The organism is Ramlibacter cellulosilyticus, assembly GCF_014297465.1.
Lineage (GTDB): Bacteria > Pseudomonadota > Gammaproteobacteria > Burkholderiales > Burkholderiaceae_C > Ramlibacter > Ramlibacter cellulosilyticus.
In genome coordinates this window covers 484,587-508,717 of record NZ_JACORT010000001.1, presented here as the reverse complement: position 1 = coordinate 508,717, position 24,131 = coordinate 484,587, and the positions used below count along the sequence as shown (strand labels likewise).

General features: G+C 69.6%; 29 protein-coding genes. 18 read left to right on the top strand and 11 right to left on the bottom strand.

Annotated features, from left to right (window positions below):
• Nucleotides 1–80 precede the first annotated feature (80 nt).
• A complete protein-coding gene (locus tag H8N03_RS02475; protein ID WP_187074534.1) occupies nucleotides 81–479 on the top strand; it encodes a PaaI family thioesterase in 399 nt (132 codons plus the stop codon).
• A gap of 62 nt (nucleotides 480–541) precedes the next feature.
• Entirely contained in the window at nucleotides 542–859 is a 318-nt protein-coding gene (locus H8N03_RS02470) for a thioredoxin family protein (protein WP_187074533.1), read from the top strand.
• A 128-nt stretch (nucleotides 860–987) separates the two neighbouring features.
• On the opposite strand, the gene H8N03_RS02465 is transcribed toward H8N03_RS02470, so the two are convergent.
• The 5 genes from H8N03_RS02465 to H8N03_RS02445 all read right to left on the bottom strand — a co-directional run bounded on the left by H8N03_RS02465 (nucleotide 988) and on the right by H8N03_RS02445 (nucleotide 4,018).
• A complete protein-coding gene (locus H8N03_RS02465) occupies nucleotides 988–1,644 on the bottom strand; it encodes a hypothetical protein (RefSeq protein WP_187074532.1) in 657 nt (218 codons plus the stop codon).
• Between the two features lie 68 nt (nucleotides 1,645–1,712).
• The gene (locus tag H8N03_RS02460; RefSeq protein WP_187074531.1) at nucleotides 1,713–2,729 is read right to left on the bottom strand and encodes an NAD(P)H-dependent glycerol-3-phosphate dehydrogenase; all 1,017 of its coding nucleotides are present in this window, start codon (nucleotides 2,727–2,729) and stop codon (nucleotides 1,713–1,715) included.
• 19 nt (nucleotides 2,730–2,748) lie between these two features.
• The gene (gene secB / locus H8N03_RS02455) at nucleotides 2,749–3,216 is read right to left on the bottom strand and encodes a protein-export chaperone SecB (RefSeq protein ID WP_187074530.1); all 468 of its coding nucleotides are present in this window, start codon (nucleotides 3,214–3,216) and stop codon (nucleotides 2,749–2,751) included.
• 106 nt (nucleotides 3,217–3,322) lie between these two features.
• Complete coding sequence (grxC, locus tag H8N03_RS02450) at nucleotides 3,323–3,589, bottom strand: glutaredoxin 3 (protein WP_187074529.1); 267 nt, start codon at nucleotides 3,587–3,589, stop codon at nucleotides 3,323–3,325.
• A gap of 21 nt (nucleotides 3,590–3,610) precedes the next feature.
• On the bottom strand, nucleotides 3,611–4,018 hold the full coding sequence (locus H8N03_RS02445; RefSeq protein WP_187075189.1) for a rhodanese-like domain-containing protein: 408 nt from the start codon (nucleotides 4,016–4,018) through the stop codon (nucleotides 3,611–3,613).
• Nucleotides 4,019–4,113: 95 nt separating this feature from the next.
• Here H8N03_RS02445 and gpmA point away from each other — a divergent pair, with 95 nt between their 5' ends.
• The 3 genes from gpmA to H8N03_RS02430 all read left to right on the top strand — a co-directional run bounded on the left by gpmA (nucleotide 4,114) and on the right by H8N03_RS02430 (nucleotide 7,400).
• The gene (gene gpmA / locus H8N03_RS02440; RefSeq protein WP_187074528.1) at nucleotides 4,114–4,857 is read left to right on the top strand and encodes a 2,3-diphosphoglycerate-dependent phosphoglycerate mutase; all 744 of its coding nucleotides are present in this window, start codon (nucleotides 4,114–4,116) and stop codon (nucleotides 4,855–4,857) included.
• 176 nt (nucleotides 4,858–5,033) lie between these two features.
• The gene (locus H8N03_RS02435) at nucleotides 5,034–6,479 is read left to right on the top strand and encodes a S41 family peptidase (RefSeq protein ID WP_187074527.1); all 1,446 of its coding nucleotides are present in this window, start codon (nucleotides 5,034–5,036) and stop codon (nucleotides 6,477–6,479) included.
• Between the two features lie 162 nt (nucleotides 6,480–6,641).
• Nucleotides 6,642–7,400 (top strand): HesA/MoeB/ThiF family protein, encoded by a 759-nt coding sequence (locus H8N03_RS02430; RefSeq protein WP_187074526.1) that lies wholly within the window; start codon nucleotides 6,642–6,644, stop codon nucleotides 7,398–7,400.
• A 4-nt stretch (nucleotides 7,401–7,404) separates the two neighbouring features.
• Here the strand turns inward: H8N03_RS02430 and H8N03_RS26145 are convergent, their stop codons facing one another.
• Nucleotides 7,405–7,560, bottom strand: a complete 156-nt coding sequence (locus H8N03_RS26145) for a hypothetical protein (protein WP_187074525.1) — start codon at nucleotides 7,558–7,560, stop codon at nucleotides 7,405–7,407.
• A gap of 219 nt (nucleotides 7,561–7,779) precedes the next feature.
• Between H8N03_RS26145 and H8N03_RS26140 the strand changes: the two genes are divergently transcribed.
• Entirely contained in the window at nucleotides 7,780–8,160 is a 381-nt protein-coding gene (locus H8N03_RS26140; RefSeq protein WP_187074524.1) for a response regulator, read from the top strand.
• 22 nt (nucleotides 8,161–8,182) lie between these two features.
• Here H8N03_RS26140 and H8N03_RS02415 read toward each other — a convergent pair whose 3' ends face one another.
• Complete coding sequence (locus H8N03_RS02415; RefSeq protein ID WP_169418000.1) at nucleotides 8,183–8,815, bottom strand: response regulator; 633 nt, start codon at nucleotides 8,813–8,815, stop codon at nucleotides 8,183–8,185.
• A 119-nt stretch (nucleotides 8,816–8,934) separates the two neighbouring features.
• Between H8N03_RS02415 and H8N03_RS02410 the strand changes: the two genes are divergently transcribed.
• From H8N03_RS02410 to H8N03_RS02380, 7 genes are all read left to right on the top strand, one after another.
• Nucleotides 8,935–10,335: a sensor histidine kinase gene (locus H8N03_RS02410; protein ID WP_187074523.1), complete on the top strand. Its 1,401-nt coding sequence runs from the start codon at nucleotides 8,935–8,937 to the stop codon at nucleotides 10,333–10,335.
• A 176-nt stretch (nucleotides 10,336–10,511) separates the two neighbouring features.
• Nucleotides 10,512–10,676, top strand: coding sequence for a DUF1328 domain-containing protein (locus tag H8N03_RS02405; RefSeq protein ID WP_187074522.1), 165 nt, complete (start codon nucleotides 10,512–10,514; stop codon nucleotides 10,674–10,676).
• A 37-nt stretch (nucleotides 10,677–10,713) separates the two neighbouring features.
• Nucleotides 10,714–10,983 (top strand): DUF883 family protein, encoded by a 270-nt coding sequence (locus H8N03_RS02400; RefSeq protein ID WP_187074521.1) that lies wholly within the window; start codon nucleotides 10,714–10,716, stop codon nucleotides 10,981–10,983.
• A 13-nt stretch (nucleotides 10,984–10,996) separates the two neighbouring features.
• Nucleotides 10,997–11,371: a phage holin family protein gene (locus tag H8N03_RS02395; RefSeq protein ID WP_187074520.1), complete on the top strand. Its 375-nt coding sequence runs from the start codon at nucleotides 10,997–10,999 to the stop codon at nucleotides 11,369–11,371.
• Nucleotides 11,368–11,832, top strand: a complete 465-nt coding sequence (locus tag H8N03_RS02390; RefSeq protein WP_187074519.1) for a hypothetical protein — start codon at nucleotides 11,368–11,370, stop codon at nucleotides 11,830–11,832. The genes H8N03_RS02395 and H8N03_RS02390 overlap by 4 nt, the downstream gene beginning before the upstream one ends.
• A gap of 91 nt (nucleotides 11,833–11,923) precedes the next feature.
• The gene (locus H8N03_RS02385) at nucleotides 11,924–12,238 is read left to right on the top strand and encodes a BON domain-containing protein (RefSeq protein ID WP_187074518.1); all 315 of its coding nucleotides are present in this window, start codon (nucleotides 11,924–11,926) and stop codon (nucleotides 12,236–12,238) included.
• Between the two features lie 94 nt (nucleotides 12,239–12,332).
• Nucleotides 12,333–13,505 carry a zinc-binding metallopeptidase family protein gene (locus H8N03_RS02380; RefSeq protein WP_187074517.1) on the top strand — a complete coding sequence of 391 codons (1,173 nt, stop codon included), beginning with the start codon at nucleotides 12,333–12,335 and terminating at the stop codon, nucleotides 13,503–13,505.
• Between the two features lie 67 nt (nucleotides 13,506–13,572).
• Here the strand turns inward: H8N03_RS02380 and H8N03_RS02375 are convergent, their stop codons facing one another.
• The 3 genes from H8N03_RS02375 to H8N03_RS02365 form a co-directional block, all read right to left on the bottom strand.
• A complete protein-coding gene (locus H8N03_RS02375) occupies nucleotides 13,573–14,019 on the bottom strand; it encodes a BON domain-containing protein (protein ID WP_187074516.1) in 447 nt (148 codons plus the stop codon).
• A 69-nt stretch (nucleotides 14,020–14,088) separates the two neighbouring features.
• Entirely contained in the window at nucleotides 14,089–16,557 is a 2,469-nt protein-coding gene (locus tag H8N03_RS02370) for a ligase-associated DNA damage response DEXH box helicase (RefSeq protein ID WP_187074515.1), read from the bottom strand.
• A 3-nt stretch (nucleotides 16,558–16,560) separates the two neighbouring features.
• Nucleotides 16,561–17,076 carry a MarR family winged helix-turn-helix transcriptional regulator gene (locus tag H8N03_RS02365; RefSeq protein ID WP_187074514.1) on the bottom strand — a complete coding sequence of 172 codons (516 nt, stop codon included), beginning with the start codon at nucleotides 17,074–17,076 and terminating at the stop codon, nucleotides 16,561–16,563.
• A gap of 91 nt (nucleotides 17,077–17,167) precedes the next feature.
• Here H8N03_RS02365 and H8N03_RS02360 point away from each other — a divergent pair, with 91 nt between their 5' ends.
• The 5 genes from H8N03_RS02360 (at nucleotide 17,168) to H8N03_RS02340 (ending at nucleotide 22,891) form a co-directional block, all read left to right on the top strand.
• Entirely contained in the window at nucleotides 17,168–18,124 is a 957-nt protein-coding gene (locus H8N03_RS02360) for a tripartite tricarboxylate transporter substrate-binding protein (protein WP_187074513.1), read from the top strand.
• A gap of 2 nt (nucleotides 18,125–18,126) precedes the next feature.
• Nucleotides 18,127–19,107, top strand: a complete 981-nt coding sequence (locus tag H8N03_RS02355) for a Bug family tripartite tricarboxylate transporter substrate binding protein (protein ID WP_187074512.1) — start codon at nucleotides 18,127–18,129, stop codon at nucleotides 19,105–19,107.
• A gap of 2 nt (nucleotides 19,108–19,109) precedes the next feature.
• Nucleotides 19,110–20,441: a sulfatase family protein gene (locus H8N03_RS02350; RefSeq protein WP_187074511.1), complete on the top strand. Its 1,332-nt coding sequence runs from the start codon at nucleotides 19,110–19,112 to the stop codon at nucleotides 20,439–20,441.
• A 228-nt stretch (nucleotides 20,442–20,669) separates the two neighbouring features.
• Nucleotides 20,670–22,322 carry a SulP family inorganic anion transporter gene (locus H8N03_RS02345; RefSeq protein WP_187074510.1) on the top strand — a complete coding sequence of 551 codons (1,653 nt, stop codon included), beginning with the start codon at nucleotides 20,670–20,672 and terminating at the stop codon, nucleotides 22,320–22,322.
• Between the two features lie 2 nt (nucleotides 22,323–22,324).
• On the top strand, nucleotides 22,325–22,891 hold the full coding sequence (locus tag H8N03_RS02340) for a LuxR C-terminal-related transcriptional regulator (protein WP_187074509.1): 567 nt from the start codon (nucleotides 22,325–22,327) through the stop codon (nucleotides 22,889–22,891).
• A 6-nt stretch (nucleotides 22,892–22,897) separates the two neighbouring features.
• Here H8N03_RS02340 and H8N03_RS02335 read toward each other — a convergent pair whose 3' ends face one another.
• Nucleotides 22,898–24,031: an ABC transporter substrate-binding protein gene (locus H8N03_RS02335; protein WP_187074508.1), complete on the bottom strand. Its 1,134-nt coding sequence runs from the start codon at nucleotides 24,029–24,031 to the stop codon at nucleotides 22,898–22,900.
• Nucleotides 24,032–24,131: the final 100 nt, after the last annotated feature.

Below are 24,131 nucleotides of genomic sequence, written 5' to 3'. Positions count from 1 at the left end.
GGGCGAGCATACCGGCTCGGGCAGGCCCCTGCTGGCGCGACGCTCATCGCGGCAGTACAGTCGCCGGCCGGAGGACCCGCATGACCGTCGACCAGCTCCAGGCCCTGCTGCAACCGCTCTTTCCCGGCCTCATGGGCGTGGAACTCACCGAGGCGACGCCCGGGCGCGTCGTCGCCACCATGCGCGTGCGTCCGGATCTGTGCACCGCGGGCGGCATCCTGCACGGGGGCGCCCACATGGCCTTCGCCGACACGCTGGGCGCGGTCGGGACGGTGCTGAACCTGCCGAAGGGCAAGCGCACGACGACCACCGACTCCAGCACCAAGTTCATCGGCGGGGCGAAGGTCGACACGGTGGTCACCGGCGAGAGCGTGGCGCTGCACCGCGGCCGCACGACGATGGTCTGGCAGACGTCCATCCGCAATGCGGAAGGCAAGCTCTGCTCGGTGGTGACGCAGACGCAGCTCGTGCTGGATTAGGCCCACACGGGTTGCCGGGGGCGGCCGACGCGCGCCCCGCGCCGCTGCCCGACAATCGGTCCATGGAAACGAGCTACGCCACGAGCGCCCCGTCGCGCGAGGAGGTCGACGCCCTCGCCGGCGCGACCGTGCTGGAGTTCGGCACCGGGTGGTGCGGCTGGTGCCGCGCGGCCCAGCCGTTGATCGCGGGTGCCTTCGCGTCGCACCCGGACGTGCGCCACATCAAGGTGGAAGACGGCCCCGGCCGGCCGCTCGGACGCAGCTTCCGGGTGAAGCTGTGGCCGACGCTGATCTTCCTGAAGGATGGGCAGGAGGTTGCGCGGGTGACGCGGCCGGGGAACCTGGACGAGGTGCGGGAGGCGTTCGCGAAGGTGGCGTGAGCGCGGTGGGGTTCGCTTCGCTCACCTGCCGCTGGCGCGCCACCCTACAGGGATGCGCCAAGGTGTAGGGTGGCGCGGCGAAAGCCGCGGACGGTGAGCGAAGCGAACCCCACCGCCCGCGAAGCGGCTCAGTTCGCCGCGAAGCAATACAGCAGCCCACCTCCACCGGTCGACTTCAGCGCATCCATCCCGCAACCGCGGGTCCCGTGCGACGAATTCCACGACCTCGAGGGCGCGTCGTCGCGCAGGCCTTGCCGGTCGTGGTGCCCCACGATCGCGGACCCGTCGCCACTGCGCGTCCAGTTGCCGCAGGTGGTGTCCGCGCTGCCGCCGACCGTCGCGCGGCCCTCGGGCGTGGAGCCGGTGAGCACGTCGTGCAGGTTCACCGCATCGCCGCGGCCCATCACCATCTCGCCGCGTTCCGTGAGCGCCGTTTCCTTCGCGAGCTGGTTGGTGCCGTGCAGTTCGTCCACGCTGCCCGCGATCTGCACGCCCTTCACGTTGTACCAGGGGCCCTTGCCGATGCGGTCGCGCGCGTTCACCGGGTTCGCGCCGGTGGTGCTCAGGTACGCACGCCAGGTGCGGCTGCCGTAGCCCGCGCTGCTCGCGAGGTTCTGGCAGTGCGCGTCGGCGCCCGCGAGGCCGCCGAAGTCCGCGCCCCGCCCGGGGTTCGCGCTGGTGACGAAGAAGCTCGGGCCGCGGCCCATCATCTCGTTCATGCTGCTGCAGCTGGCGAGGCCCCCGGTGGCCACGGCCAGGGCAAGGACGGCAAGGGATCGCTGCATGGAAGCTCCATTCGTTGGGGAAGCGCTCAGGCTAGCCCCGCCATGGCCCCGCGCCAGCGGGAAGCTCCCTATGCAACCGGCGGAATATTTTCGGCGGCGGGGTCGCGCCCCATGAGGGTGGCCACGGCCTGCGCGGGCGCGAGGCGGCCATCCAGCAGGTCCACCACGGCGCGGGCGATCGGCATGTCCACACCCAGGCGCCGTGCGCGCTCCACGACCGTGCGCGCGCTGTACACGCCTTCGGCGACGTGCCCCAGCGACTCCACCGCCTGCTGCAAGGTGCGGCCTTCCGCCAGCAGCAGGCCCACGCGCCGGTTGCGGCTCAGGTCGCCGGTCGCCGTGAGCACGAGGTCGCCCAGGCCGGAGAGGCCCATGAAGGTGTCGGCGCGCGCGCCGAGCGCGAGGCCCAGCCGCGTCATTTCGGCGAGGCCGCGGGTCACCAGGGCGGCGCGGGCATTGAGCCCCAGCGCCAGCCCGTCGCACAGGCCCGTGGCGATGGCGAGCACGTTCTTGACGGCGCCGCCCACTTCCACGCCCGGCATGTCGTCGTTGGCGTAGACGCGCATCGCGGGGCCATGGAAGGCAGCGACGAGTGCATCGCGGACGGATGCCGTGCCGCTCGCGGCCACCAGCGCCGTGGGCTGCGCGTTGGCGACTTCCTGCGCGAAGCTGGGGCCGCTCAGCACGCCGGCCGCCAGCCGCGGCGCGACTTCGGCGCGGATCTCGTGCCCCAGCAGTCCGTAAGGCTGCGTGCGGGGCGTTTCGAAGCCCTTGCACAGCCAGGCGACGGGCCGCGGGCACTCGCGCAGGGCGACGAGCATGTCGCGCAGGCCCGCCATGGGCGTCGCGACGATCACGAGCTCATGGCGTGCCGCGAGCGCGGCGAGCTCGCCTGCGGAAGGGTCGGCCACCACCACGCCTGCAGGGAGGCGGTAGCCAGGGAGATAGGTGAGGTTCTCGCGCCGCGCGGCGAGCGTCGCGGCCTGTGCCGCGTCGCGCGCCCACAGCGTCACGCGGTGGCGCGCGCCCGCGCTGATGGCCAGCGCCGTGCCCCAGGCGCCGGCCCCGAGCACCAGGATGTCCATCGCGCGCGGCCCGGGAGGATCAGGCGTTGGTGATGATGCGCGAGGCGCCGCCGGCCTGCTGCTGCTCCGCCTGCTGCTGCTCGTACATGGCCTGGAAGTTGATCTCGGCGAGGTGCACCGGCGGGAAGCCGGCGCGCGTGATCACGTCGGCGACGTTGGAGCGCAGGTACGGGTACACGATCTGCGGGCACGCGATGCCCATGACGGCCTGCATCTGCTCGGCGGGCAGGTTGCGGATCTCGAAGATGCCGGCCTGCTTCACTTCCACCAGGAAGACGGTGCGGTCCTTGATCTTCGTCGTCACGGTGGCGGACACGGACACCTCGAACATGCCTTCCGCCGCCTGCTGCGCCTCGACGCCCAGCTGGATGTCCACGGACGGCTGCTCCTGCTCCAGCAGGATGGCCGGCGAATTCGGCTGCTCCAGCGAAGCCTCCTTCATGTAGACGCGCTGGATCTGGAAAACGGGATCGTTGTTGTCGGCCATGGCCAATGCCTTTCGAAGCGAAATGAAAAAGCCCGCCGGGAACGCTCCGGCGGGCGCAGTGCGTGTCAGGCCGCGATTATGTCGCAGGCCGCCGGGAGGCCCCGGCTCAGGCGGCGCTGCCGTTGAGCAGCGGGACGAGCCCGCCGCGCCCGTCGAGCGCGACCAGGTCGTCGCAGCCGCCCACGTGGGTGCTGCCGATGAAGATCTGCGGCACGGTGCGGCGGCCGGTGATCTCCATCATCTTCGCGCGCTCCTCGGGCTGCATGTCGATGCGGATCTCCTCGATCTCGGCGACGCCCTTGGACTTGAGGATCTGCTTGGCACGGATGCAGTAGGGGCAAACGGCCGTGGTGTACATCTTGACGGGCTGCATGGGTCTATCGTGGCGCGAGGTTCAGTTTTTCTCGACCGGGAGATTAGCCTCTTTCCACGCACGCATTCCGCCCGCGATCGCGACAGCCTTTTCGTACCCGAGGGATTTCGCCGTGGCCAGGCAGCGCTGCGCCCGGGCGCCCGAGGCGCACACCAGGATGAGCGGCACGGCCTTGTTCTTCACCACCTCGGGCAGGCGCTTCTCGAAGTCGGCCACGGGGATGTTGCGCGCGCCGACGATGTGGCCCGCCGCGAACTCGTCGGACTCGCCCACGTCCACCACCACCGCCTTGTCGCGGTTGATCAACTGCACCGCGTTGCCGGGCGTCAGGCCCGAGCGGGCGCCGGCCATGACGCCGGGCGCGAGCAGCAGGGTGCCGGAGACGACGGCGATCAGCACCAGCGCCCAGTTGTGCATCAGAAACGGCAAGACATCCATTCAAACTCTTCCTGTTCTACGCCCGGCCGCTGCCGGACAACCCGCAATTCTAGAATGGCGGGTTTCCCCTCACCTTGCGACCGACCATGCACAAGCTCGTCCTGATCCGCCACGGCGAATCGACCTGGAACCTGGAAAACCGCTTCACCGGCTGGACCGACGTGGACCTCACGCCGCTGGGGCTGGAGCAGGCGGTGATGGCCGGCCGGCTGCTGAAGCAGGAGGGCTACGACTTCGACCTCTGCTACACGAGCGTGCTCAAGCGCGCCACCCGCACGCTGTGGCACGTCCTCGACGAGATGGACCGCACCTGGCTGCCGGTGGTGCACTCGTGGCGCCTCAACGAGCGCCACTACGGCGCGCTGCAGGGCCTGAACAAGGCGGAGACGGCCAAGAAATACGGCGACGAGCAGGTCCTCGTCTGGCGCCGCAGCTACGACACCCCGCCGCCGGCGCTGGAAGCCGGCGATCCCCGCTGGGAGCGCGGCGACCGCCGCTACGACAAGCTGAAGCCCGAGGAGATGCCGCGCACCGAGTGCCTGAAGGACACCGTGGCGCGCGTGCTGCCGTTCTGGAACGAATCCATGGCGCCGGCGATCCGCGCCGGCAAGCGCATCGTGGTCGCAGCGCACGGCAACTCCATCCGGGCGCTGGTGAAGTACCTGGACGGCATCTCCGACCAGGACATCGTGGGCCTGAACATTCCCAACGGAATCCCGCTCGTTTACGAACTGGATACGGACCTGAAGCCCATCCGCCACTACTATCTCGGCGACGCGGAAGCGGCAGCCCGGGCGGCCGCCGCCGTCGCGGCGCAGGGCAAGGCCTGACGCGGCTTTGCCGGCGAGGCGGGACCCACTTCGGTGCACGCTGTAGGACGATTCCTGCCCCGATGCGCGTTTTTTTCACACGCCGTCCGGAGGGCCTCGGGAACCCCTTATCCCGCCCGCGCATCTGACACGTTTCTCAGGTGTATATTGAAGACGAGAGGACCTGGACCCACCCCATGAGCCACAAACTGAAGATCGCCGGCTTTGTTGCCGTTGGCGCCCTGGCCGGAGCGCTGACCACGGTTTCCCTGCAGACCGTCGCCCGTGGCTCGCTTGCCCCGCTTCCGCTGGAAGAACTGCAGCAGCTCGCTGCCGTCTTCAGCATGGTCAAGACGGACTACGTGGAACCGGTCGACGAGAAGAAGCTGATCACCGACGCCATCTCCGGCATGGTCGCCAGCCTCGACCCGCACTCGCAGTACTTCGACAAGAAGTCCTTCAAGGAATTCCGCGAAGGCACGTCCGGCCGCTTCGTCGGCGTGGGCATCGAGATCTCCCAGGAAGACGGCCTGGTGAAGGTGGTGTCGCCCATCGAGGGCTCGCCCGCCTACCGCGCCGGCCTGAAGACCGGCGACCTGATCACCAAGATCGACGACACCGCGGTGAAGGGCCTGTCCCTGTCCGAGGCCGTCAAGCGCATGCGCGGCGAGCCCAACACCAAGGTGATGCTCACGATCTACCGCAAGGACGAGAACCGCACCTTCCCGGTCACGATCACCCGCGAGGAGATCAAGACCCAGTCGGTGAAGGGCAAGGTCGTCGAGCCGGGCTTCGGCTGGATCCGCCTGTCGCAGTTCCAGGAACGCACGGTGGAAGACTTCGTCCGCAAGGTCGAAGAGATGTACAAGCAGGACCCCAACCTCAAGGGCATGGTCCTCGACCTGCGCAACGACCCGGGCGGCCTGCTGGATGCGGCCGTGGCGATCTCCGCCGCCTTCCTGCCGGAGAACGCGACGGTGGTCTCCACCAACGGGCAGCTGGCCGAGTCCAAGTTCGTCTACAAGGCCTCGCCGGAGTTCTACCAGCGCCGTGCCGGTGCCGACCCGCTGAAGCGCCTGCCCGCGCAGCTCAAGACCGTGCCGCTGGTGGTGCTGGTCAACGAAGGCTCCGCCTCCGCTTCGGAGATCGTGGCCGGCGCGCTGCAGGACCACAAGCGCGCCACCGTCCTGGGCAGCCAGACCTTCGGCAAGGGCTCCGTGCAGACGGTGCGCCCGCTGGGTCCGGACACCGGCCTGAAGCTGACCACGGCGCGCTACTACACGCCCAGCGGCAAGTCGATCCAGGCGCGCGGCATCGTGCCGGACGTCATGGTCGACGAGACCGCCGAAGGCAACATCTTCGCCGCGCTGCGCACCCGCGAAGCCGACCTCGACAAGCACCTGTCCAGCGGCCAGGGCGGCGTCGAGATCAACAAGGACCCGGCCTTCGAGAAGGCCCGCGAGGAAGCCCGCAAGCGCGCCGAGGAAGAGGCCAAGAAGGCCCCCGCGGACCGCAAGGTGCCCGAATTCGGCACCGACAAGGACTTCCAGCTGGTGCAAGCCCTGAACCAGCTGAAGGGCCGCCCGGTGATCGTCTCCAAGACGCAGGTCGTGGAGAACAAGGAAGAGAAGAAGGAGAACTGATCTCCTTCCCCGAAGAAAAAAGCGGCCTGCGGGCCGCTTTTTCTTTGTCCGTGCGTTGCTTGCTGGGGTGCGCTTCGCACAACCCAGCCTACGAAGCCCGGTTGCTCGTAGGCTGGGTTGCGCGAAGCGCACCCCAGCAAGCGTCCCGGGCACAATCCCCCCATGACCGACGACCAGCTGCTCCGCTACTCGCGCCACATCCTGCTCGATGAACTGGGCGTGGAAGGGCAGCAGCGCTTCATGGACGCGCACGCGCTCGTCATCGGCGCCGGAGGGCTCGGTTCGCCCGTGGTGCTGTACCTCGGCACCGCGGGCGTCGGGCGCATCACGCTCGTCGACAACGACGCGGTGGACCTCACCAACCTGCAGCGGCAGATCGCGCACAACCTGGAACGCGTCGGGCGGCCCAAGGCGGAGTCCGCGCGCGATGCGGTCGCGGCGATCAACCCCGACGTCTTCGTGCGGCCGCTCGTGATGCGCGTCGACGCACAGGACCTCGACGAACTCGTGCCGCAGGCCGACGTGGTGATCGACTGCACCGACAACTTCACCACGCGCCATGCGATCAACCGTGCGTGCTTCGCGCACGGCAAGCCGCTGGTCTCCGGCGCGGCGATCCGCTTCGACGGGCAGGTGAGCGTGTACGACCCGCGCAGCGAAGACAGCCCCTGCTACGCCTGCGTCTTCCCGCAGGACCAGCAGTTCGAGGAGGCGCTCTGCGCCACGATGGGCGTGTTCGCGCCGCTGGTCGGCATCGTGGGCGCGATGGAAGCCTCCGAGGCCTTGCGGCTGCTGGCGGGCGTGGGGACGTCGCTCGCAGGGCGGCTGCAGATGCTCGATGCACGCAGCATGGAGTGGACGGAGATGCGGCTGCGGCGCGACCCCGCGTGTCCCGTGTGCGGGACGCGGCACGCCGCGTAGGCGCTTACGGCTCGAGCCCGAACAGGCTCGCCACCATCTCCGGCGGCGGGGCCTGCACGGCCATCTCCACCTCGGCGTTGCCCGGCGCGCCGAGCGCGACCAGGGCCGCGGCCATGAGGGTGCCGAAGAAGACGATGGCGGACTGGACGAAGAGCTTCATGGTGGAAAGGGAGCAGGAACTGCCTCGCTCCTCCTGCCCGGCAGTGTTCCATGGGCACGCACGGATGCAAGTAGTCGCGCGCCGCGCCTCCTGTCACCCGCGCCCAACCGGCACCGTAGGAGAGGTCCTACCGTGCCGCCCCGGGGGCACTGGCACAATCGCCGCCGACAGGAGAGAGGGGTCGCCGCCAGGGGGCGCGGAGGCCACGCACCAGATCCGGTGGAACTGCGAACCTACATCGTCGAAGACAACGCAACGATCCGTGAGAACCTGGTCGGCACGCTGGAGGAACTCGCTTCGGTGCGCTCGCTCGGGTGGGCCGAGACCGAGAAGGACGCGCGTGCCTGGCTCGCCGCGCACCGCGACTGGGACCTCCTGATCGTCGACCTGTTCCTCAAGCAAGGCAGCGGGCTCGGCGTGCTGGAAGCCTGCCAGGACCGCGGCCGCGGCCAGCGCGTGGTGGTCCTGAGCAACTATGCGACGAGCGACATGCGCAAGCGCAGCGCCGAACTCGGGGCCGACGCGGTCTTCGACAAGTCGAACGAGATCGACGCGCTGGTGGACTTCTGCCTCGCGCTGGTGGAGCGGCGGGGCGCGTGAGGCGCCCGCGCTCCGGGGACCATCAGTCGATCAGCTTGTTCTTCAGCGCGTAATAGGTCAGGTCGCTGTTGGAGGAGAGGTTCATCTTCTCCATCAGGCGCGTGCGGTACGTGCTGACCGTCTTGACCGAGAGGGACAGGGCCTTCGCGATGTCGCCGGCCGTCTCGCCCTTCGCGAGCTTGAGGAACACCTGGAATTCGCGCTCGGACAGCTGCTCGTGCGGCGCGCCGCCTTCCTTGCGATTGAGCTGCTGCGCCAGCAGTTCGGCGACGGCCGGAGAGATGTAGCGACGGCCCAGCGCGATCGTGCGGATCGCGTTGACGATCTCCATGGGCTCGCACTCCTTGTTCAGGTAGCCGCTCGCGCCCTGGCGGATCAGGTTCATCGCGTAGTGCTCTTCGGGGTAGCCGGAGAGAATGAGGATGCCGACATCCGGCGCTTTGGCGCGGATCATGCCGAGTGCGTCGATGCCGCTCTGGCCCGGCATGGACAGGTCCATCACCAGGACGTCCATCTCCGTGGTGCGCACGAGATCGATCGCCTCGCGGCCGCTCGCGGCTTCACCGACGACACGCAAGTCGACCTGCTCGGAAAAGAACTGTTTGAGGCCCGACCGCACGATGGCGTGGTCGTCCACAATGCCCACTTTGATCATGCTTCACCTTCTACGCCAAGCTGTTTCATTGTGCCCCACTTCAGAACGAAATGGCCTACCCTTGAGTCATGACGTGCGCCGGATTGTATTCACACCGCTGAGCCTTTAGGGTGAAGGTCTTGTCATCTTTCGCCTCGTCCCGGGGTGCGATCAGTCTCATCCTCGCCCTGTTGTCGGCGCTGGTGCTCATCGGTATCAGCGAGACGGGGAACCGCCAGTCGAGCCAGGCGCTCGACCGGATCGAGGCGTCCACCCGCACCCGCAACGACGTCAACCAGCTCCTGCAGCAGGTGCTGGATGCGGAAACAGGGTCGCGCGGCTACCTGCTCACCGGCGACCCGCGCTACCTGGAGCCGTACAACGCCGCCGTGGCCGACATCGGCAAGACGCTGGACGTGCTGCGCCGCAGCTACCCGCCGGAGGCCGCCGAATCCGCGACGCTGTCCCAGCTCACGCGCAACGTGCAGCGCAAGCTCGCCGAGATGGACATCTCGGTGCGCATGCGCAAGCAGGGCAACGAGGAAACCTGGAAGTTCGTGCTGCTCTCCGACGTGGGCAAGGAGCAGATGGACGCCATCCGCGAGCAGGCGGGGCAACTGGTGAAGAGCGCCACCGCCGCCATGGTGACCGCGCAGCACCAGGTGCAGCGCTCGCTGCGCCTCGCGCGGGGCGGCATCTCCATCGTCACCCTCGCCGCCCTCCTCGCCTTCTATCTCTACCTGCGGCAGACCACCCGGCTCAAACGCGCGGACGAGCAGCAGCAGGCCGCGTTGCAGCAGGAGCGCGACCTGCTCGAAACACAGGTGCGGGAGCGCACCGCCAGCCTGGCGCAGCTCGCGACCCACCTGCAGCAGGTGCGCGAAGACGAACGGGGCCACCTGGCACGCGAGCTGCACGACGAACTCGGGGCGCTGCTCACCGCGGCCAAGCTGGACGTGGCCCGCCTGAAATCGCGGATGGGCGAGCAGCCGCCGGAGGTGCTGGAGCGCCTGCGGCACCTGACCGAGACGCTCAACAGCGGCATCGCCTTGAAGCGCCGGATCATCGAGGACCTGCGGCCATCGTCCCTCGCGAACCTGGGGCTCACGCCGTCGCTCGAGATCCTGGCGCGCGAATTCTCCGAACGCTCCGGCGTGGAGGTTGCCTGCAGCCTGGAGGCCGTCGAACTCGACGAGGACCGCCAGCTCACCGTCTATCGCACGGTGCAGGAGTCGCTGACCAACGTGGGCAAGTATGCGGAGGCGCAACAGGTCGACATCAGCGTGCGCAACTACAGCAACCACGTGGAGGTGGAAGTGCGCGACGACGGCCGCGGCTTCGAGCTCCAGGCGGTGCGCCCCACGACCCATGGTCTCGCGGGCATGCGGCATCGCGTCGAAGCGGCGGGCGGGCGCCTCACCGTCCATTCCCGCCCCGGCCACGGCACGCGCATCCTCGCGATGCTGCCCAAGACCGGCGGCTCGCGCGGCGAGTCCGAGGCCGAGGCCCCGGAGCCGGCGGCGATCGACAGTCCGTCCTGAGCGCCGGCCGCAGCTCGGCCGTCGGGCTGTCGGAATGGTCCTACACCGCGACCGACCCTGCCGACTACAAGCTGTCACGCAAGGCCCTGATCACCGCGTCGGCGGATATGCCTAAGCTAGCGGCAGGCCCGGATCGCCTGACCGGGCCCCTGCGCAAGAACACCCGAGGAGTCCCCGTGCTGCATTACGCCGTCGTCTTCCTGGTCATCGCCCTCATCGCGGCGGTGCTGGGATTCGGCGGCATCGCGGCGGACGCCGCCGGCCTCGCGAAGCTGATGTTCTACGTCTTCGCGAGCCTGTCCGCCGTGGCCTTCGTCCTCGGCCTCGTGCGCAGATCCTAGGCAGCCTGCACAAACCCCGACAAGAGAGGACCCCGACATGATGAACGACACGATCGACAGTACCCGCCGCATGGCATCCGATGCGATGGAGCGCGCCTCCAGCACCATGAAGGACCTGCGTGCCGGCATGTCGGACCGCGCCAGCGCCGCCCGCGGCTACATGGGCGAGTACGCCAGCGCCTCCACCCGCTACGTCTCGGAGCACCCGATGAAGTCCGCGCTGATCGCCGCGGCCGTCGGCGCCGCCGTCGCGGGCCTCTACCTGGCCATGCGCCACCGCCGCGAGCTGCAGGACCGCTACTTCTGACGCGCGGCGCTCCATGCTGCATCCGATCTTCTCGGTGCTGGTCACCAAGCCGGAACTGGTGATGGAACACGTGGCGGGCTACGCCTCGCTGATGCGCGAGGAAGCCTCCACGGTCGGCCGCGAGGTCGCCAAGCGCGCGGTCGCCTGGGGCGTGACGCTGTTCGCGCTCCTCGTGTTCCTGATCCTCGCCGGCGTGGCCGTGATGATGGCCGCCGTGCAGGACCAGTTCCACTGGGCCTTCGTGATCGTTCCCGCGATCGCGCTGGCCCTCGCCGCCATCGGCTTCTCGGTGGCGCGCAAGCCCCTCCCCGAAAAGGCCTTTACCGAACTGAAGGCGCAGCTCGATGCCGATGCAAAGGCGCTGCGCGCGATCGGTGCACGTTCATGAGCGACGCGAGCGACAAGCTGGATCGCAGCCGGCAGGCGATCCTGGAACACATTGCGCGCCGCCAGCGCAAGCACGACCCGCGCGAGGAAGCCGCGCCGCGCGGCTACGAGGCCGGGTACGCGCCCGACTTCGATTTCGAGGACCTGGCGGATCCGCCGGCCGGCGGCGGCTGGCTCGGGCACGTGATGCACGGCGTGCGCACCTGGTGGCGCTACCACCCGGCGCACATGGCCGTCGAACTCGCGTCGCCCCTGATGCGCAGCTATGCGCGGCGCAAGCCCCTGCAGTTGCTCGGCATCTCGCTGGCGGCGGGTGCGGCGCTGACGTTCGCCCGGCCCTGGCGGCTGATCTCGCTGACCACGCTCATCGTCGCGCTGCTGAAGTCCTCTCAGCTGTCGCAGGTGTTCATGGCGGCGATGTCAGCGGCGGACTACCGCAAAGATCACAATCGTCCGGAGTGAGTGCCTCTGCCGCGACGCCATGATGCGCTCCCAGGTGTGTTCAAGCTCGTTCGCACCATCGGAGAAGCAACCTGAAAGGAAGGGAGTTCACATGAAGCAATACCGCGCCATCGCCCTGGCGATCCTCACCGGCATCACCCTCGCCACCAGCGGCTGCGCCGTCTGGCGCGGCCAGACGGACGTCGGCACCTACGTCGACGACCGCGCGATCAGCACCTCGGTCAAGGCGAAGCTGCTCGAGGACAAGACTACCGGCGGCCTGTCGATCAACGTCGACACGCTGAACGGCACCGTCGCCCTGTCCGGTTTCGCGAAGTCGCAGGCCGAGAAGGACATGGCTGGCCGCATCGCCGCGAACACCAAGGGTGTCCGCGAAGTGCGCAACAACCTGGTCGTGCGTCCGTAAGCAGCACGCCGGTTGCGGGCGGCGAAACGCCGCCCGGTCGGGCAGGCCGCCTCGCGCTGCGCCTGCCCGTTTCGTTTCTTGAGAGGGGATCCCGATGAAAACCTTCCATTGCCAGTACTGCGGGCACCCGCTGTTCTTCGAGAACGTGCAGTGCCTGCAGTGCGAGAGCGACGTGGCCTTCCTGCCGGACCGGCTGAACGTGGCCGCCATCGAACAGGTCGATGGGGAGGAGGGTTTGTGGCGCCCCCGCGCGCGAGGCAGGAAGCCCTCCACCGGGCGCTATCGCCTGTGCCACAACCACACCACGCAGAACGCGTGCAACTTCGCGGTCCCGGCCGACGATCCCAATCCGCTGTGCGCCGCCTGCCGGCTCACGCGCATGCTGCCCGACCTCTCGGTGCCCGGAAACCCCGCGCGCTGGTACCGCCTCGAGGCGGCGAAGCGGCGGCTGTTCTACACGCTCGGCAAGCTCGGCCTGCTCGCCACCGCGCCGCAGGGCGGCGGCGCCGACGGCCCCATCTTCGAATTCCTCGCCGACGTCCCGGGCCAGCCGGTGATGACGGGCCACGCCCAGGGCGTGATCACGATCAACGTCGCCGAAGCGGACGACGCCGAGCGGGTGCGCCGGCGCGTGGAGATGCACGAGCCCTACCGCACGCTGCTCGGGCACTTCCGCCACGAGTCCGGCCACTACTACTGGGACCGCCTGATCGACGAAGGCGGCCGCACGGAGAGCTTCCGCAAGGTGTTCGGCGACGAACGACAGAACTACCAGGAGGCCCTGCAGGCGCACTACGCGCGCGGCGGCACGCTGCCGGACTGGCAGGACAGCTTCGTGAGCGAGTACGCCAGCTCGCACCCCTGGGAGGACTTCGCCGAGACCTGGGCGCACTACCTGCACATGGTGGACCTGCTGGAGACGGCGGCCTCGTACAACACGCGCATCACCATCCCCGGCCAGGAGGACCTCGAGATCGAGGAGGTGGTCAATCCGCTGGAGACCGGGAGCCCCGATTTCGACGCGCTGGTGGAGCAGTGGGTGCCCGTGACGCTGCTCGTGAACAGCCTGAACCGCAGCCTGGGGCAGGAGGATGCGTATCCCTTCGCGCTGTCGCAGGCGGCGCTCGAGAAGCTGCGCTACGTGCACGACGTGATCTGCGAGACGCGCTCGCAATCGGCGAAGAAGGGACCCGATGCGAAGGGCTCTCCGAAGGCGGCGAGCGACCGCGCGGCGGAAGCCGCGACGACCGCGAGCGCGGCGACCTGAGCGCGCTTGCCGCGGGCAAGAACGAAGGGCCGCAGATGCGGCCCTTTTTTCATCCGGGATGCGACGGTCAGCCGAGCGTGAGCTGGTTGTCCACGTTGCGCACGTTCGGGATGGTGCGGGCGATCTCCGTCGCGCGCTCGCGCGCGGCCGGGTCCGGCGCGCGGCCGCGCAGCGTCACCTCGCCGTCCTCGCTGTGCACGTCCACCTTGGAGGAAGCGCCGAACTCCGGGTTGGAGGCGAGCGCCGCCTTCACCTGCTCCGCGATCAGCACGTCGGGGTCCATGACGCTGGTGTCGCCCTTGGCGCCCAGGCTGTTCACGAAGCCGACCTTGTCGCCCTTGTTCTCGACGCCGACGGCGGTGTCGCTGTCCTTCGCGCCTTCCATGCCCTGGCGGTTGATCTCCACGTTGGCCTGCGCGGGCTGCGGCATCTCGGTGTTCTCGACGCGGTCGCCGCACGCCGCGAGAGTGGCCAGCAGGGCCACGGATGCAAGGAGGGAAGTACTGCGGTTCATGGCGGCCACTGTACGAAGCGCCTCGCGGCGGGCTCGTCGGGTCGCGGAGGAAGCCGCTGTAGGAATCGTTCAGGCGTTGTCCGCTTCCGCGTCTTTCAGGATGCGTTCGAGGCGCGCGGCGAGCGTCTCGGTCGAGAGCTTCTCCCGGAACCGCTCCACCATCAGGGGCAGGCTCATCGGGCTCGGGTGCCTCAGCGGGACGAACACGAGTTGCTTCTCGCGCATGCGGCGCAAGGTCTCGCCCAGCCGCGAGAGCTCCAGCTCCTGGCTCAGCACTTCGTTCTCCGCCTGCGTGAGCAGCAGGTTGGCCGCGTCGTACTTGCGGAACACCTCGTAGAACAGCGCGCTCGACGCCTGCAGCTGCCGGTTGGTCTTGGGCTGGCCCGGGTAGCCTTGCGAGATGAGGCCGGCCACGCGCGCGATCTCGCGAAAGCGGCGCTGCGCCAGCTCGCCGGAGTTCAGCGAGGCGAGCACGTCGTGCAGCAGGTCGTCGCCGGAGAACACGCGCTGGCTCGTGACGGGCTCCACGTCGAACGGCTCGGCGCTCACCAGCTCGAAGCCGTAGTCGTTGATGGAGATGCTGAAGGTGTTGGGCCGCTCGCGCGCAAGGCGCCACGCCAGCAGGCTCGCGAGCCCCAGGTGCACGTTGCGTCCGGCGAAGGGGTAGATGTACAGGTGCTCGCCTTCGCGCGAGCGGTAGCCTTCCACCAGCAGCGTGCCCGGCGTCGGGATCTCCGACAGCCGCTGCTGCGTGAGCAGCATGGGCCGCGCGGCCTCCAGCTCCGGCTCGGTGAACTCGCCGCGCGCCGCGTTCTGCATCATCTCCAGCACGGCGTCCGACAGCTCCGTGGACAGCGCCATCTTGCTGCCCTGCCAGGTGGGCACCGTGCCCTTGTTGCGCGTCGCCTTGCGGACGTACGCCGCCATGTCTCGCACACGCACGAACTCCAGCAGGCGGCCCGCGAAGAAGAAGTGGTCGCCGGGCTTCAGGCGCGCGATGAAGCCCTCCTCCATGGTGCCGATGTTCGCGCCGGTCAGGAACTTCACCTGGATCGCCGCGTCGCTGACGATGGTGCCCACGCCGAGGCGGTGCCGCTTGGCGACGCCCTTGTCCTTCACGCGGTAGACGCCGTCCTCGTCGCGCACGATGCGGTGGTATTCGGGGTAGGCCGCGAGGCTCTCGCCGCCGCGCTCGCAGAAGACCAGCGTCCAGTCGAACTCGGCGCGCGTGAGGTGGCGGTAGGACCAGGCCGTGGTCACCTCCGCGTAGAGATCGTCGGCCCGGAAGCCGCCGCCCAGGGCCACGGTCACCATGTGCTGCACCAGCACGTCGAAGGGCTTGGACGGCGGGATGCGCTTCTCGACCCGGCCCGTGCGCGCCGCCCAGCGCGCCGCCGCCGCCTCGACGATTTCCATCGTGTTGGTCGGCACCAGCGTCACGCGGCTGGGACGCCCCGGCGCGTGGCCGCTGCGGCCGGCGCGCTGCATCATGCGCGCGACGCCCTTGGCCGATCCCACCTGCAGCACGCGCTCCACCGGCAGGAAGTCCACGCCGAGGTCCAGCGAGGAGGTCGCGACGACGGCGCGCAAGGTCCCTTCCTTCAAGCCCTGCTCGACCCACTCGCGCGTGGCCTTGTCGAGGGAGCCGTGGTGCAAGGCGATGTGCCCGGCCCAGCCGGGCCTTGCCTCCAGCAGCAACTGGTACCAGATCTCCGCCTGCGAACGCACGTTGGTGAAGACCAGCGTGGTCCCGGAGCGCTCGATCTCCTCCACCACCGGCATCTGCATGCGCGCACCGAGGTGGCCGGCCCACGAGTACTTGCCGGGATCGGGCGGGATCAGCGTGTCGATGACCAGCGTCTTGTCGATGCGCCCGCGCACGAGGCGCGGCCCCGGCTGGGGGTCGGGCCCGCACAGGACGTGCATGGCGTCTTCGAGGTTGCCGAGCGTCGCGCTCAGCCCCCAGGCCACGAGGCCCGGATGGAAGCCGCGCAACCGGGCGAGCGCGAGCTGCGCCTGCACGCCGCGCTTGCTCCCGATCAGCTCGTGCCACTCGTCGACCACCACGTACTCGACGCTCGCGAGCTCCTCGCGCGCGTTCTCGCGCGTGAGCATGAGCGTGAGCGATTCCGGCGTCGTGACCAGGACGGTCGGCATGCGCCGGTCCTGCCGTGCGCGCTCGGCGGAGGCCGTGTCGCCCGTGCGCAGGCCGATCGTCCAGTTCGGAGCGAGGTCCCGCAAGGGCGCCGTGAGCGCCTTCGTCGTGTCCGAGGCGAGCGCGCGCATGGGCGTGAGCCAGACCACGCGCAGCGGCTCCGCCTGCCGGCCGTGGCGGTGCCTGCGCAGCAGCGCGTCCAGCATGCCCAGCCACACGGCGTAGGTCTTGCCCGAGCCGGTGGTCGCGTGCAGCATGCCGCTGCGGCCTTCCGCGACCGCCTGCCACACGTCCTCCTGGAAGGCGAAGGGCTGCCAGCCTCGCCCCTGCATCCAGGCGAGCACCTGTTCCCCGGGCGTGGTGGGCGGCTGCGCTGCGTCCATCGTTCAGCCCATGGCCAGCCGGGCGCGGCCACCGCGGCGGCGGTCCGCCTTGGGCAGGTCCGCGCCTTCGACCATCCCTTCGGCCTGCGCCTGCAGGCGGACCAGCATCGTGTCGAGCTGGCGCGCCTCGGCGGGCGACAAGGCCGACAGCAGCTCGCGGTTGATGCCGCTCACCAGCGGGAACAGCGCCTCGTGCAGCGAACGGCCCTTCTCGGTGAGCGCAAGCTTCGCCTGCCGCCGGTCCGCCGTGCCGGCCTGGCGCCGCACCAGCTTCTTCGCCACCAGCGAACTCACCGCGCGCGAGGTGCGCGCGCGATCGAGCTGGATGGCGTCCGCGAGTTCGGACGACAGGATGTCCTGCTCCTGCGCCAGCCGCGCGATCACCCGCCACTCGCGCCGCGTGATGCCGAAGCGCCCCTCGCACAGGCGGATGACCATGCTGCCGCCCACGGCGAGCAGGCGGCTGAGCTTGTAGAGCAGCAGGTCGTCGAGGCCGGCGGGGACGCGCGGTGCGGGCATGCGGGTTTGCGAGGAAGATGATTGATTTGAACAATCGATTGTGCGGCAACCAGAATGCGCGCAGGCGGGCCGCGGCCCGCAGGAGACAGCCTTGCACCGTAGAACCCTCGCCCTCGGCGCCCTCGCCGCGGCGCTTCTTTCCGGCGGCGTCCACGCGCAGGACAAGCCCCCGCTCAGGATCCTCGTCGGCTTCCCGCCCGGCGGCTCCGCGGACGTGATCGCGCGCCTCGTGGGCGACGCGCTGCGCGACGACTTCTCGCCCGTGATCGTGGAGAACCGGCCCGGCGCCGGCGGTCGCATCGCGCTGGCCGCCGTGAAGAACGCGAAGCCGGACGGGCAGACCGTGATCATCCTGCCCAGCGGGCCGATGGTGCTGTTCCCCCACGTGTACAAGAAGCTGGAGTACGACGCCGTCCGGGACTTCACCCCCGTGTCGCTGCTCGCGCGCTTCCAGTTCGGCGTGGTGTCGGGCCCGGCCAGCAACGTGAAGAGCGTCGCCGAGATGCTGGCGAAAGCCAAGGCCGATCCGAAGGCCGCCACCTACGGCTCCGCGGGCAGCGGCACGCTGCCGCACTTCATGGGCGTGATGATGGAGCAGGCCACGGGCGTGCCGCTCACGCACGTGCCGTTCCAGGGGAGTTCGCCGGCGAACACCGCGCTGCTCGGCGGGCACGTGGGCTACAAGTTCGACGTCGTCTCCGAGACGGCCGAACTGCACCATGCCGGCAAGGTGCGCATCATCGGCGTGACCGGCACCCGGCGCGACCCGCAGGTGCCCGAGGTGCCCACGCTGAAGGAACAGGGCATCGCGATGGAGGCGACTGCGTTCTTCGCGATGTACGCGCCGGCGGGTCTGCCGCCGGCGACGCTCGTGCGGCTGGAAAAAGCCGTGGCCGCCGCCGTGCACAAGCCCGCCCTGCAGGACCGCCTGGTGAAACTGGGCTACGAACCGGTGGGCTCGACCTCGGGCGAACTCGCCGCCGCCCAAAAGGCGGACCTCGCCCGCTGGGAGAAGCCGATCAAGGCCACCGGCATCACCCTGGACTGACCATGCGCCCTCCGCTTTCTTCCTCCTCCCGTCGCGGCTGCATCGCCGCCCTGCTCGCCCTCGCCGCCCTGCCCGTCGCCGCGCAGGCGCCCGCATGGCCCACGCGCGCCGTGAAGTTCGTCAACAACTTCCCCGCCGGCGGCCCGTCCGACCTCATGGCGCGCTCCGTCGCGGACGTGCTGCAGAACCAGTTCAAGCAGCCTTTCGTCGTGGAGAACAAGGCCGGCGCCAGCGGCAACATCGGCGCCGACGCGGTGGCGAAGGCGGCACCCGACGGCTACACGGTGCTTTTCGGCATCGACAGCACCTTCACCGTCAATCCGCACATCTACAAGGGCATGCCTTTCAAGCCGGCGGACCTGCGGCCGGTGGTCATCATGGCGTCTTCCGGCCTGCTGGTGGGCGTGCATCCTTCCACCGGCTTCAAGTCGCTGGCGGACCTCGTGAACGCGGCGAAGGCCAGGCCCGTGACCTTCAGCTCCGCCGGCAGCGGCAGCCCCGGCCACCTCGCGGCCGAAGTGATGACCGAAGCCACCGGCGCGAAGATCACGCACGTGCCCTACAAGGGCAACACGCCGGCGGTCACCGCCATCCTCTCGGGTGAAGTGAACGGCGGCGCGCTCGCCACGCCGGGCATGCTGCCGCACGTGAAGGCCGGCAAGATCACGCCGCTGGCCGTGACCAGCCGCAAGCGGTCCTCGCTCGCGCCGGAGATCCCCACGGTGGCCGAGGCCGGCCTGCCGCAGCTCGAACAGGAAGTGCTGTACCTGGCGATGGTGCCGGCGGCGACGCCCGAACCCGTCGTGCAGGCGCTGCAGAAAGGCATGATCGATGCGCTGGCGCGCGCGGACGTGCGCACGCGGCTGGAGAACCTGGACCTGCACTACGAAGGCCTCACCGGCGCGGCGGCGGGCAAGCGCCTGGGCGAACTCTCCGAGCGCTACGGCAAGGTGATCCGCGCGACCGGCATGAAAGTGGAGTGAGCATGAAGCGCCCCAACGTCATCTTCATCGTCGCCGACGACCTCGGCTTCGCGGACCTCGGCTGCTACGGCGGCCGGGACGCGGCCTTCGGCGGCGTTTCGCCGCAGCTCGATGCGCTCGCCGCCAGCGGCATCCGCTTCACGCAAGGCTATTCCAACTCGCCGGTCTGTTCGCCGACCCGCTTCGCGCTGATGACGGGCCGCTACCAGTACCGGTTGCGCGGCGCCGCGGAGGAGCCGATCAACTCGCGCAGCCGCGGCAGCAGCACGCTGGGCCTGCCGACGGAGCACCCCACGATGCCCTCGCTGCTGAAGCAGGCGGGCTACCGCACGGCGCTGATCGGCAAGTGGCACCTGGGCTACCCGCCTTACTTCGGCCCGCTGCGTTCGGGCTACGACGAATTCTTCGGCCCGATGTCCGGCGGCGTCGACTACTTCACCCACTGCAGTTCCAACGGCCAGCACGACCTGTGGTTCGGCGAGGAGGAACGCGCGGAGGAAGGCTACCTCACGGACCTGCTGTCGCACCGCGCCGTCGACTACATCGAGCGCATGGCCGCGCGCAACCGCGAGGAAGGCGAGGCGCCCTTCCTCCTCAGCCTGCACTACACGGCGCCGCACTGGCCGTGGGAGACGCGGGACGACGAGGCCCTCGCGCAGGAGGTGAAGGGCAACCTCTTCCACCTGCATGGCGGCAACATCCACACCTACCGCCGCATGATCCACCACATGGACGAAGGCATCGGCTGGGTGATGCAGGCGCTGCGCAGGCACGGCCTGGAGCGCGACACGCTGGTGATCTTCACCAGCGACAACGGCGGCGAGCGCTTCTCGGACAATTGGCCGCTCGTGGGCGGCAAGATGGACCTCACCGAAGGCGGCATCCGCGTGCCGTGGATCGCGCACTGGCCGGCGTTCATCCCCGCCGGCAGCACCAGCGCGCAGCCGTGCATGACGATGGACTGGACGACGACGGTGGTCGCTGCCGGTGGCGCGCAGCAGGATGCGGCGTATCCGCTCGATGGCGTTTCGCTGCTGCCCGTGCTGCGCGATCCCGCGCACGCCTTCGCGCGCCCGCTGCACTGGCGCATGAACCACCGCGGCCAGCGCGCGCTGCGCGACGGCGACTGGAAGTACCTGCGCGTCGACGGCCACGACTACCTGTTCAACATTCCCGCGGACGAACGCGAGCGGGCGAACCTCGGGGGCCGCGATCCGGCCCGCCTGGCCGACATGCGCGACGCGTGGGAAGCCTGGAACAACACCATGCCGCCCATCCCCGAAGATGCGACGGTGAGCCTCGGCTACTCCGTGAAGGACATGCCGCAGCGCTGATTCACTCGAAAAAGTCGCAAGCGACTTTTTCGAGTGGCCTGATCAGTGCGGCGAGGACCGGCAAAGCCGGATCCTCTCCGCAAGTGGGACCGCTCTGCATGTTATTCCGAGCGGTCCACGTGCCGCTGCGCGGAGGAGGAAACCACCTGTCGTCATCCCCGCGAAGGCGGGGATCCAGAGGGATCATGCAAGGGCGAAGCGCGTGTCGCTCAGGGCATACTTGAGCCAATGTCCCGTCTTTCCCGCTGGTTCCCCTTCCTGAACTGGCCGCGTCCCACCGGGCAGCTTCTGCACGGCGAGGCCGTCGCTGCCCTGACGGTGGCGGTGGTCATGATCCCGCAATCGGTCGCGTATGCCGGCCTCGCGGGCATGCCGCTGGTGACCGGCCTGTACGCCACCTTCCTGCCGGCGCTGCTGGCCGTCCTCTTCAGCGCATCCACGCGGCTCTCGGTGGGACCGTCCGCCCTGAGCAGCGTGCTCGTGGGCGCGTCCCTCGTCGGCATGGCGCAACCCGCGAGCGCCAGCTGGGTGGCGCTGGCCGTGTGGCTCGCGCTGCTCGCGGGCGGGCTGCAGCTGGTGGTGGGCATGACGCGTTCGGCGTGGGTGCTGAACCTCGTGAGCTCGCCCGTGCTGGCCGGCTTCAGCCAGGCGGCGGCGCTGCTGATCATCGCCGCGCAGCTGCCGGCGCTGATCGGCCTGAAGGGTTCGCTCGCACAGCTGCTGCATGCACCCGACCTGGACCTGCAGGCGCTCGCGTACGGCGTGGTGAGCCTCGCCCTCTTCATCATCGCGAAGCGCGTCGCGCCGCGCCTGCCGATCATGCTGATCGTGCTCGCGGCGGCGGGCGCCATCGCGTACTTCACCGGCTATTCGCAAGGCGGCGCCGTGGTGGGCCCGCTGCCGCAAGGCCTGCCCGCGCCCTACTGGCCCGGCTGGCCGGGCTGGGACCAGTTCTCCAGCCTCATCCCGCCCGCCCTGGTGCTCGCGCTCGTGAGCTCGCTGGAGATGGCTGCCAGCGCCAAGATCGAGAGCCAGCGGGACGGCAAGCGCTGGGACGCGAGCCAGGACCTCGTGGGCCAGGGCATGGGCAAGCTCGCTTCCGCGTTCTCGGGCGCCTTCGCCACCAGCACCTCGTTCTCGCGTTCGGCCCTCACGCTGTACGCGGGAGCGAAGACGGGGTGGGCGACCGTGATCGCCACCGGCTTCGTGCTGCTGGTCCTCCTGTTCCTCACGCCCGCGCTCTCGCACGTGCCCACCGCGGTGCTGGCCGCCGTGGTGGTGGCCGCGGTGTCCAGCCTGTTCAAGCCGCGCACCTTCGTGGACCTGTGGCGCATCGACCGGGTCGAAGCGGTGACGGCAGCCGTGACCTTCGCGGTCACCATCCTCTCCGCGCCGCGCATCTACTGGGGCGTGCTCACGGGCGTGCTGCTCGGCCTCGCGCACTTCCTCTACCTGCGGCTGCACCCCCGCATCATCGAAGTGGGCCTGCACCCGGACGGCAGCCTGCGCGACCGCCACCTGTGGAAGCTGCCGCCGCTGGCGTCGCAGCTCTTCGCGCTGCGCATGGACGCGGAGCTGGACTTCGCCTCGGCCACCGCCATCGAGCACGAGATCGTGGAGCACCTGGCCGCGCATCCCGAGGTGCGTCACGTCTGCCTGTTCGCGCAGCCGATCAACCGCATCGACGCGACCGGCGTGGAGATGTTCGTGCAGCTGCGCAAGCTCCTGGCCGAGCGCGGCGTCACGCTCCACATCAGCGGCATCAAGCTGCCGGTGGAACGCGTGCTCGAAAAGGCCGGCGCGCTCCAGGAAAGCCCGCTGCTCAAGATGTACCGCACCGATACCGAGGCGCTGCTCGCGTTCGGGCGGCTCAGCCCGTGACCATGGACGCGCCCCTCGCCGACGACCTGCAGGCCTTGCGCGTCGCCTTCGAGCTGGCGCCGGTGGGCATGTGCGTGACGGAGGAACGCCGCATCCTGCTGTGCAACCCGGCCTTCGCGCAGATGTTCGGGTTTGCGCCGGGGGAACTGGCCGGCCAGCCCCTGGCGCCGCTCTACCCCTCGAAGGTCGAATACGAACAGATCGGGCAGGTCGGCCTGCCGGTCATGCGCGAGCAGGGCACCTACGGCGACGAGCGCATCATGAAGCGGCGCGACGGCACGCTCTTCTGGTGCCACGTGGTGGGCCGCGCGCTGGACCGCACGCGGCCCTTCGCGCGCGCCGTGTGGATGTTCGAGGACATCTCGCCACGCCGCCGCGTGGCGGGCAACCTCACGAGCCGCGAACGCGCGGTGGCACAGCACCTGGTCACCGGCTGCACCAGCAAGCAGATCGCGCGCCTCCTCGGGCTGAGCCCGCGCACGGTGGAGGCGCACCGCGCGCGCATCATGAAGAAGCTCGGCGCGGCCAACCACGGCGAGCTCGTCGCGCGGCTGGTGGGCGGCGGCTGAACCGCGCTACTTGAGCAGCTTGCCCGTGCTGCCGATCACCGTGACCTCGACGAAGCGGGAGGCGACGCGGTTGCCCGGCGAATAGCCCACCGTGATGCCGCCGAGATCCAGCCTGGCCAGGGATTCCAGCGCGCCGACGATGCGGCCGCGCGTCGGGTTGGGTCCCGCGCGGCGCAGGCCCTCCACCAGCACCTTGGCCCCGAGGAACTCCTCGAAGGAGGTGTAGTTCGGCGCCTCGCCGGGCGCATGGCGCTTCAACAGCTCGTGGTACTCGCGGACCACGGGCAGCGTCGGCGTATAGGGGTACGGCACGACCTGGCAGATGCCCAGCCCGTGCGCGTTGCGCAGGCCCGCGAGCTTCACGATCTCCGCGGGATCCACGACGGAGATGTTGTACAGCTGCGCGCCGCCCCCGAGCTCCCGGTAGCGCTTCACGAAGGCGGCCGTCGGCCTGTTCACCGAGATCATGATGACGGCCTGCGCGTCCGAGTCCTTGATGCGCCGCGCCGCGTCCTCGACCTTGTCGGTGTTGCGCTCGTAGCCGGCGGCGACGGACAGCGGCAGGCTGCGCCGGGCGAGCGCCTGCCGCACGCCTTCGAGTCCCGCCTGGCCGAAGCCGTCGTCCTGGTACATCACGGCGATGCGCTTCAGCCCCAGCGTCGTCGCCTGCTGCACCATGTGTTCCGCCTCGTCGGCATAGCCGGCGCGCAGGTGGAAGATCCACGGATTGAAGGGCGTGCGCAGGCTTTCGCCGCCCGTGTAGGGCGCCACGAGCGCCGCCCCGCCCTGCTCCAGCACGCCGTCGGACAGCAGCTTGCCGATGTTGGCGGTACCCGCGAAACCGTACAGCGCGAGCACCTCGGGCTGCGCGAGCAGTTCGCGCGTGAGGCGCACGGTGTCGTCGACCCGGTACCCGTCGTCCTTCACCAGCAGGCGGATGGGGCGGCCGTGGACGCCGCCGGCGGCGTTGACGTGGTCGAACCAGATGCGGCCCCCGAGCACCATCTGCGCCCCCGTGCTCGCCAGCACGCCGGACAGCGGCGCCACCTGGCCGACCACCAGTTCCGCCGGCGCGGCGGCGCGCACGGACGGCAGCGCCACCATCGCGCCCGCGGCCAGGGCGAATTCACGTCTCCTCATGGGTTCCCTCCAACGATGGGGCGGCAGGTTAAGGCGAAGACCCTAGGGCGGCACCGCGGAGAAGCCATTACGTAGAGTTACGTGCGGGCTGGCCCGGCCC

Coding starts and splice junctions, on each gene's coding strand:
- H8N03_RS02475 (WP_187074534.1), top strand. CDS start 81: ATGACCGTCGACCAGCTCCAGGCCCTGCTGCAACCGCTCTTTCCCGGC.
- H8N03_RS02470 (WP_187074533.1), top strand. CDS start 542: ATGGAAACGAGCTACGCCACGAGCGCCCCGTCGCGCGAGGAGGTCGAC.
- H8N03_RS02465 (WP_187074532.1), bottom strand. CDS start 1,644: ATGCAGCGATCCCTTGCCGTCCTTGCCCTGGCCGTGGCCACCGGGGGC.
- H8N03_RS02460 (WP_187074531.1), bottom strand. CDS start 2,729: ATGGACATCCTGGTGCTCGGGGCCGGCGCCTGGGGCACGGCGCTGGCC.
- secB (WP_187074530.1), bottom strand. CDS start 3,216: ATGGCCGACAACAACGATCCCGTTTTCCAGATCCAGCGCGTCTACATG.
- grxC (WP_187074529.1), bottom strand. CDS start 3,589: ATGCAGCCCGTCAAGATGTACACCACGGCCGTTTGCCCCTACTGCATC.
- gpmA (WP_187074528.1), top strand. CDS start 4,114: ATGCACAAGCTCGTCCTGATCCGCCACGGCGAATCGACCTGGAACCTG.
- H8N03_RS02435 (WP_187074527.1), top strand. CDS start 5,034: ATGAGCCACAAACTGAAGATCGCCGGCTTTGTTGCCGTTGGCGCCCTG.
- H8N03_RS02430 (WP_187074526.1), top strand. CDS start 6,642: ATGACCGACGACCAGCTGCTCCGCTACTCGCGCCACATCCTGCTCGAT.
- H8N03_RS26145 (WP_187074525.1), bottom strand. CDS start 7,560: ATGAAGCTCTTCGTCCAGTCCGCCATCGTCTTCTTCGGCACCCTCATG.
- H8N03_RS02415 (WP_169418000.1), bottom strand. CDS start 8,815: ATGATCAAAGTGGGCATTGTGGACGACCACGCCATCGTGCGGTCGGGC.
- H8N03_RS02400 (WP_187074521.1), top strand. CDS start 10,714: ATGATGAACGACACGATCGACAGTACCCGCCGCATGGCATCCGATGCG.
- H8N03_RS02395 (WP_187074520.1), top strand. CDS start 10,997: ATGCTGCATCCGATCTTCTCGGTGCTGGTCACCAAGCCGGAACTGGTG.
- H8N03_RS02390 (WP_187074519.1), top strand. CDS start 11,368: ATGAGCGACGCGAGCGACAAGCTGGATCGCAGCCGGCAGGCGATCCTG.
- H8N03_RS02385 (WP_187074518.1), top strand. CDS start 11,924: ATGAAGCAATACCGCGCCATCGCCCTGGCGATCCTCACCGGCATCACC.
- H8N03_RS02380 (WP_187074517.1), top strand. CDS start 12,333: ATGAAAACCTTCCATTGCCAGTACTGCGGGCACCCGCTGTTCTTCGAG.
- H8N03_RS02375 (WP_187074516.1), bottom strand. CDS start 14,019: ATGAACCGCAGTACTTCCCTCCTTGCATCCGTGGCCCTGCTGGCCACT.
- H8N03_RS02370 (WP_187074515.1), bottom strand. CDS start 16,557: ATGGACGCAGCGCAGCCGCCCACCACGCCCGGGGAACAGGTGCTCGCC.
- H8N03_RS02365 (WP_187074514.1), bottom strand. CDS start 17,076: ATGCCCGCACCGCGCGTCCCCGCCGGCCTCGACGACCTGCTGCTCTAC.
- H8N03_RS02355 (WP_187074512.1), top strand. CDS start 18,127: ATGCGCCCTCCGCTTTCTTCCTCCTCCCGTCGCGGCTGCATCGCCGCC.
- H8N03_RS02350 (WP_187074511.1), top strand. CDS start 19,110: ATGAAGCGCCCCAACGTCATCTTCATCGTCGCCGACGACCTCGGCTTC.
- H8N03_RS02345 (WP_187074510.1), top strand. CDS start 20,670: ATGTCCCGTCTTTCCCGCTGGTTCCCCTTCCTGAACTGGCCGCGTCCC.
- H8N03_RS02340 (WP_187074509.1), top strand. CDS start 22,325: ATGGACGCGCCCCTCGCCGACGACCTGCAGGCCTTGCGCGTCGCCTTC.
- H8N03_RS02335 (WP_187074508.1), bottom strand. CDS start 24,031: ATGAGGAGACGTGAATTCGCCCTGGCCGCGGGCGCGATGGTGGCGCTG.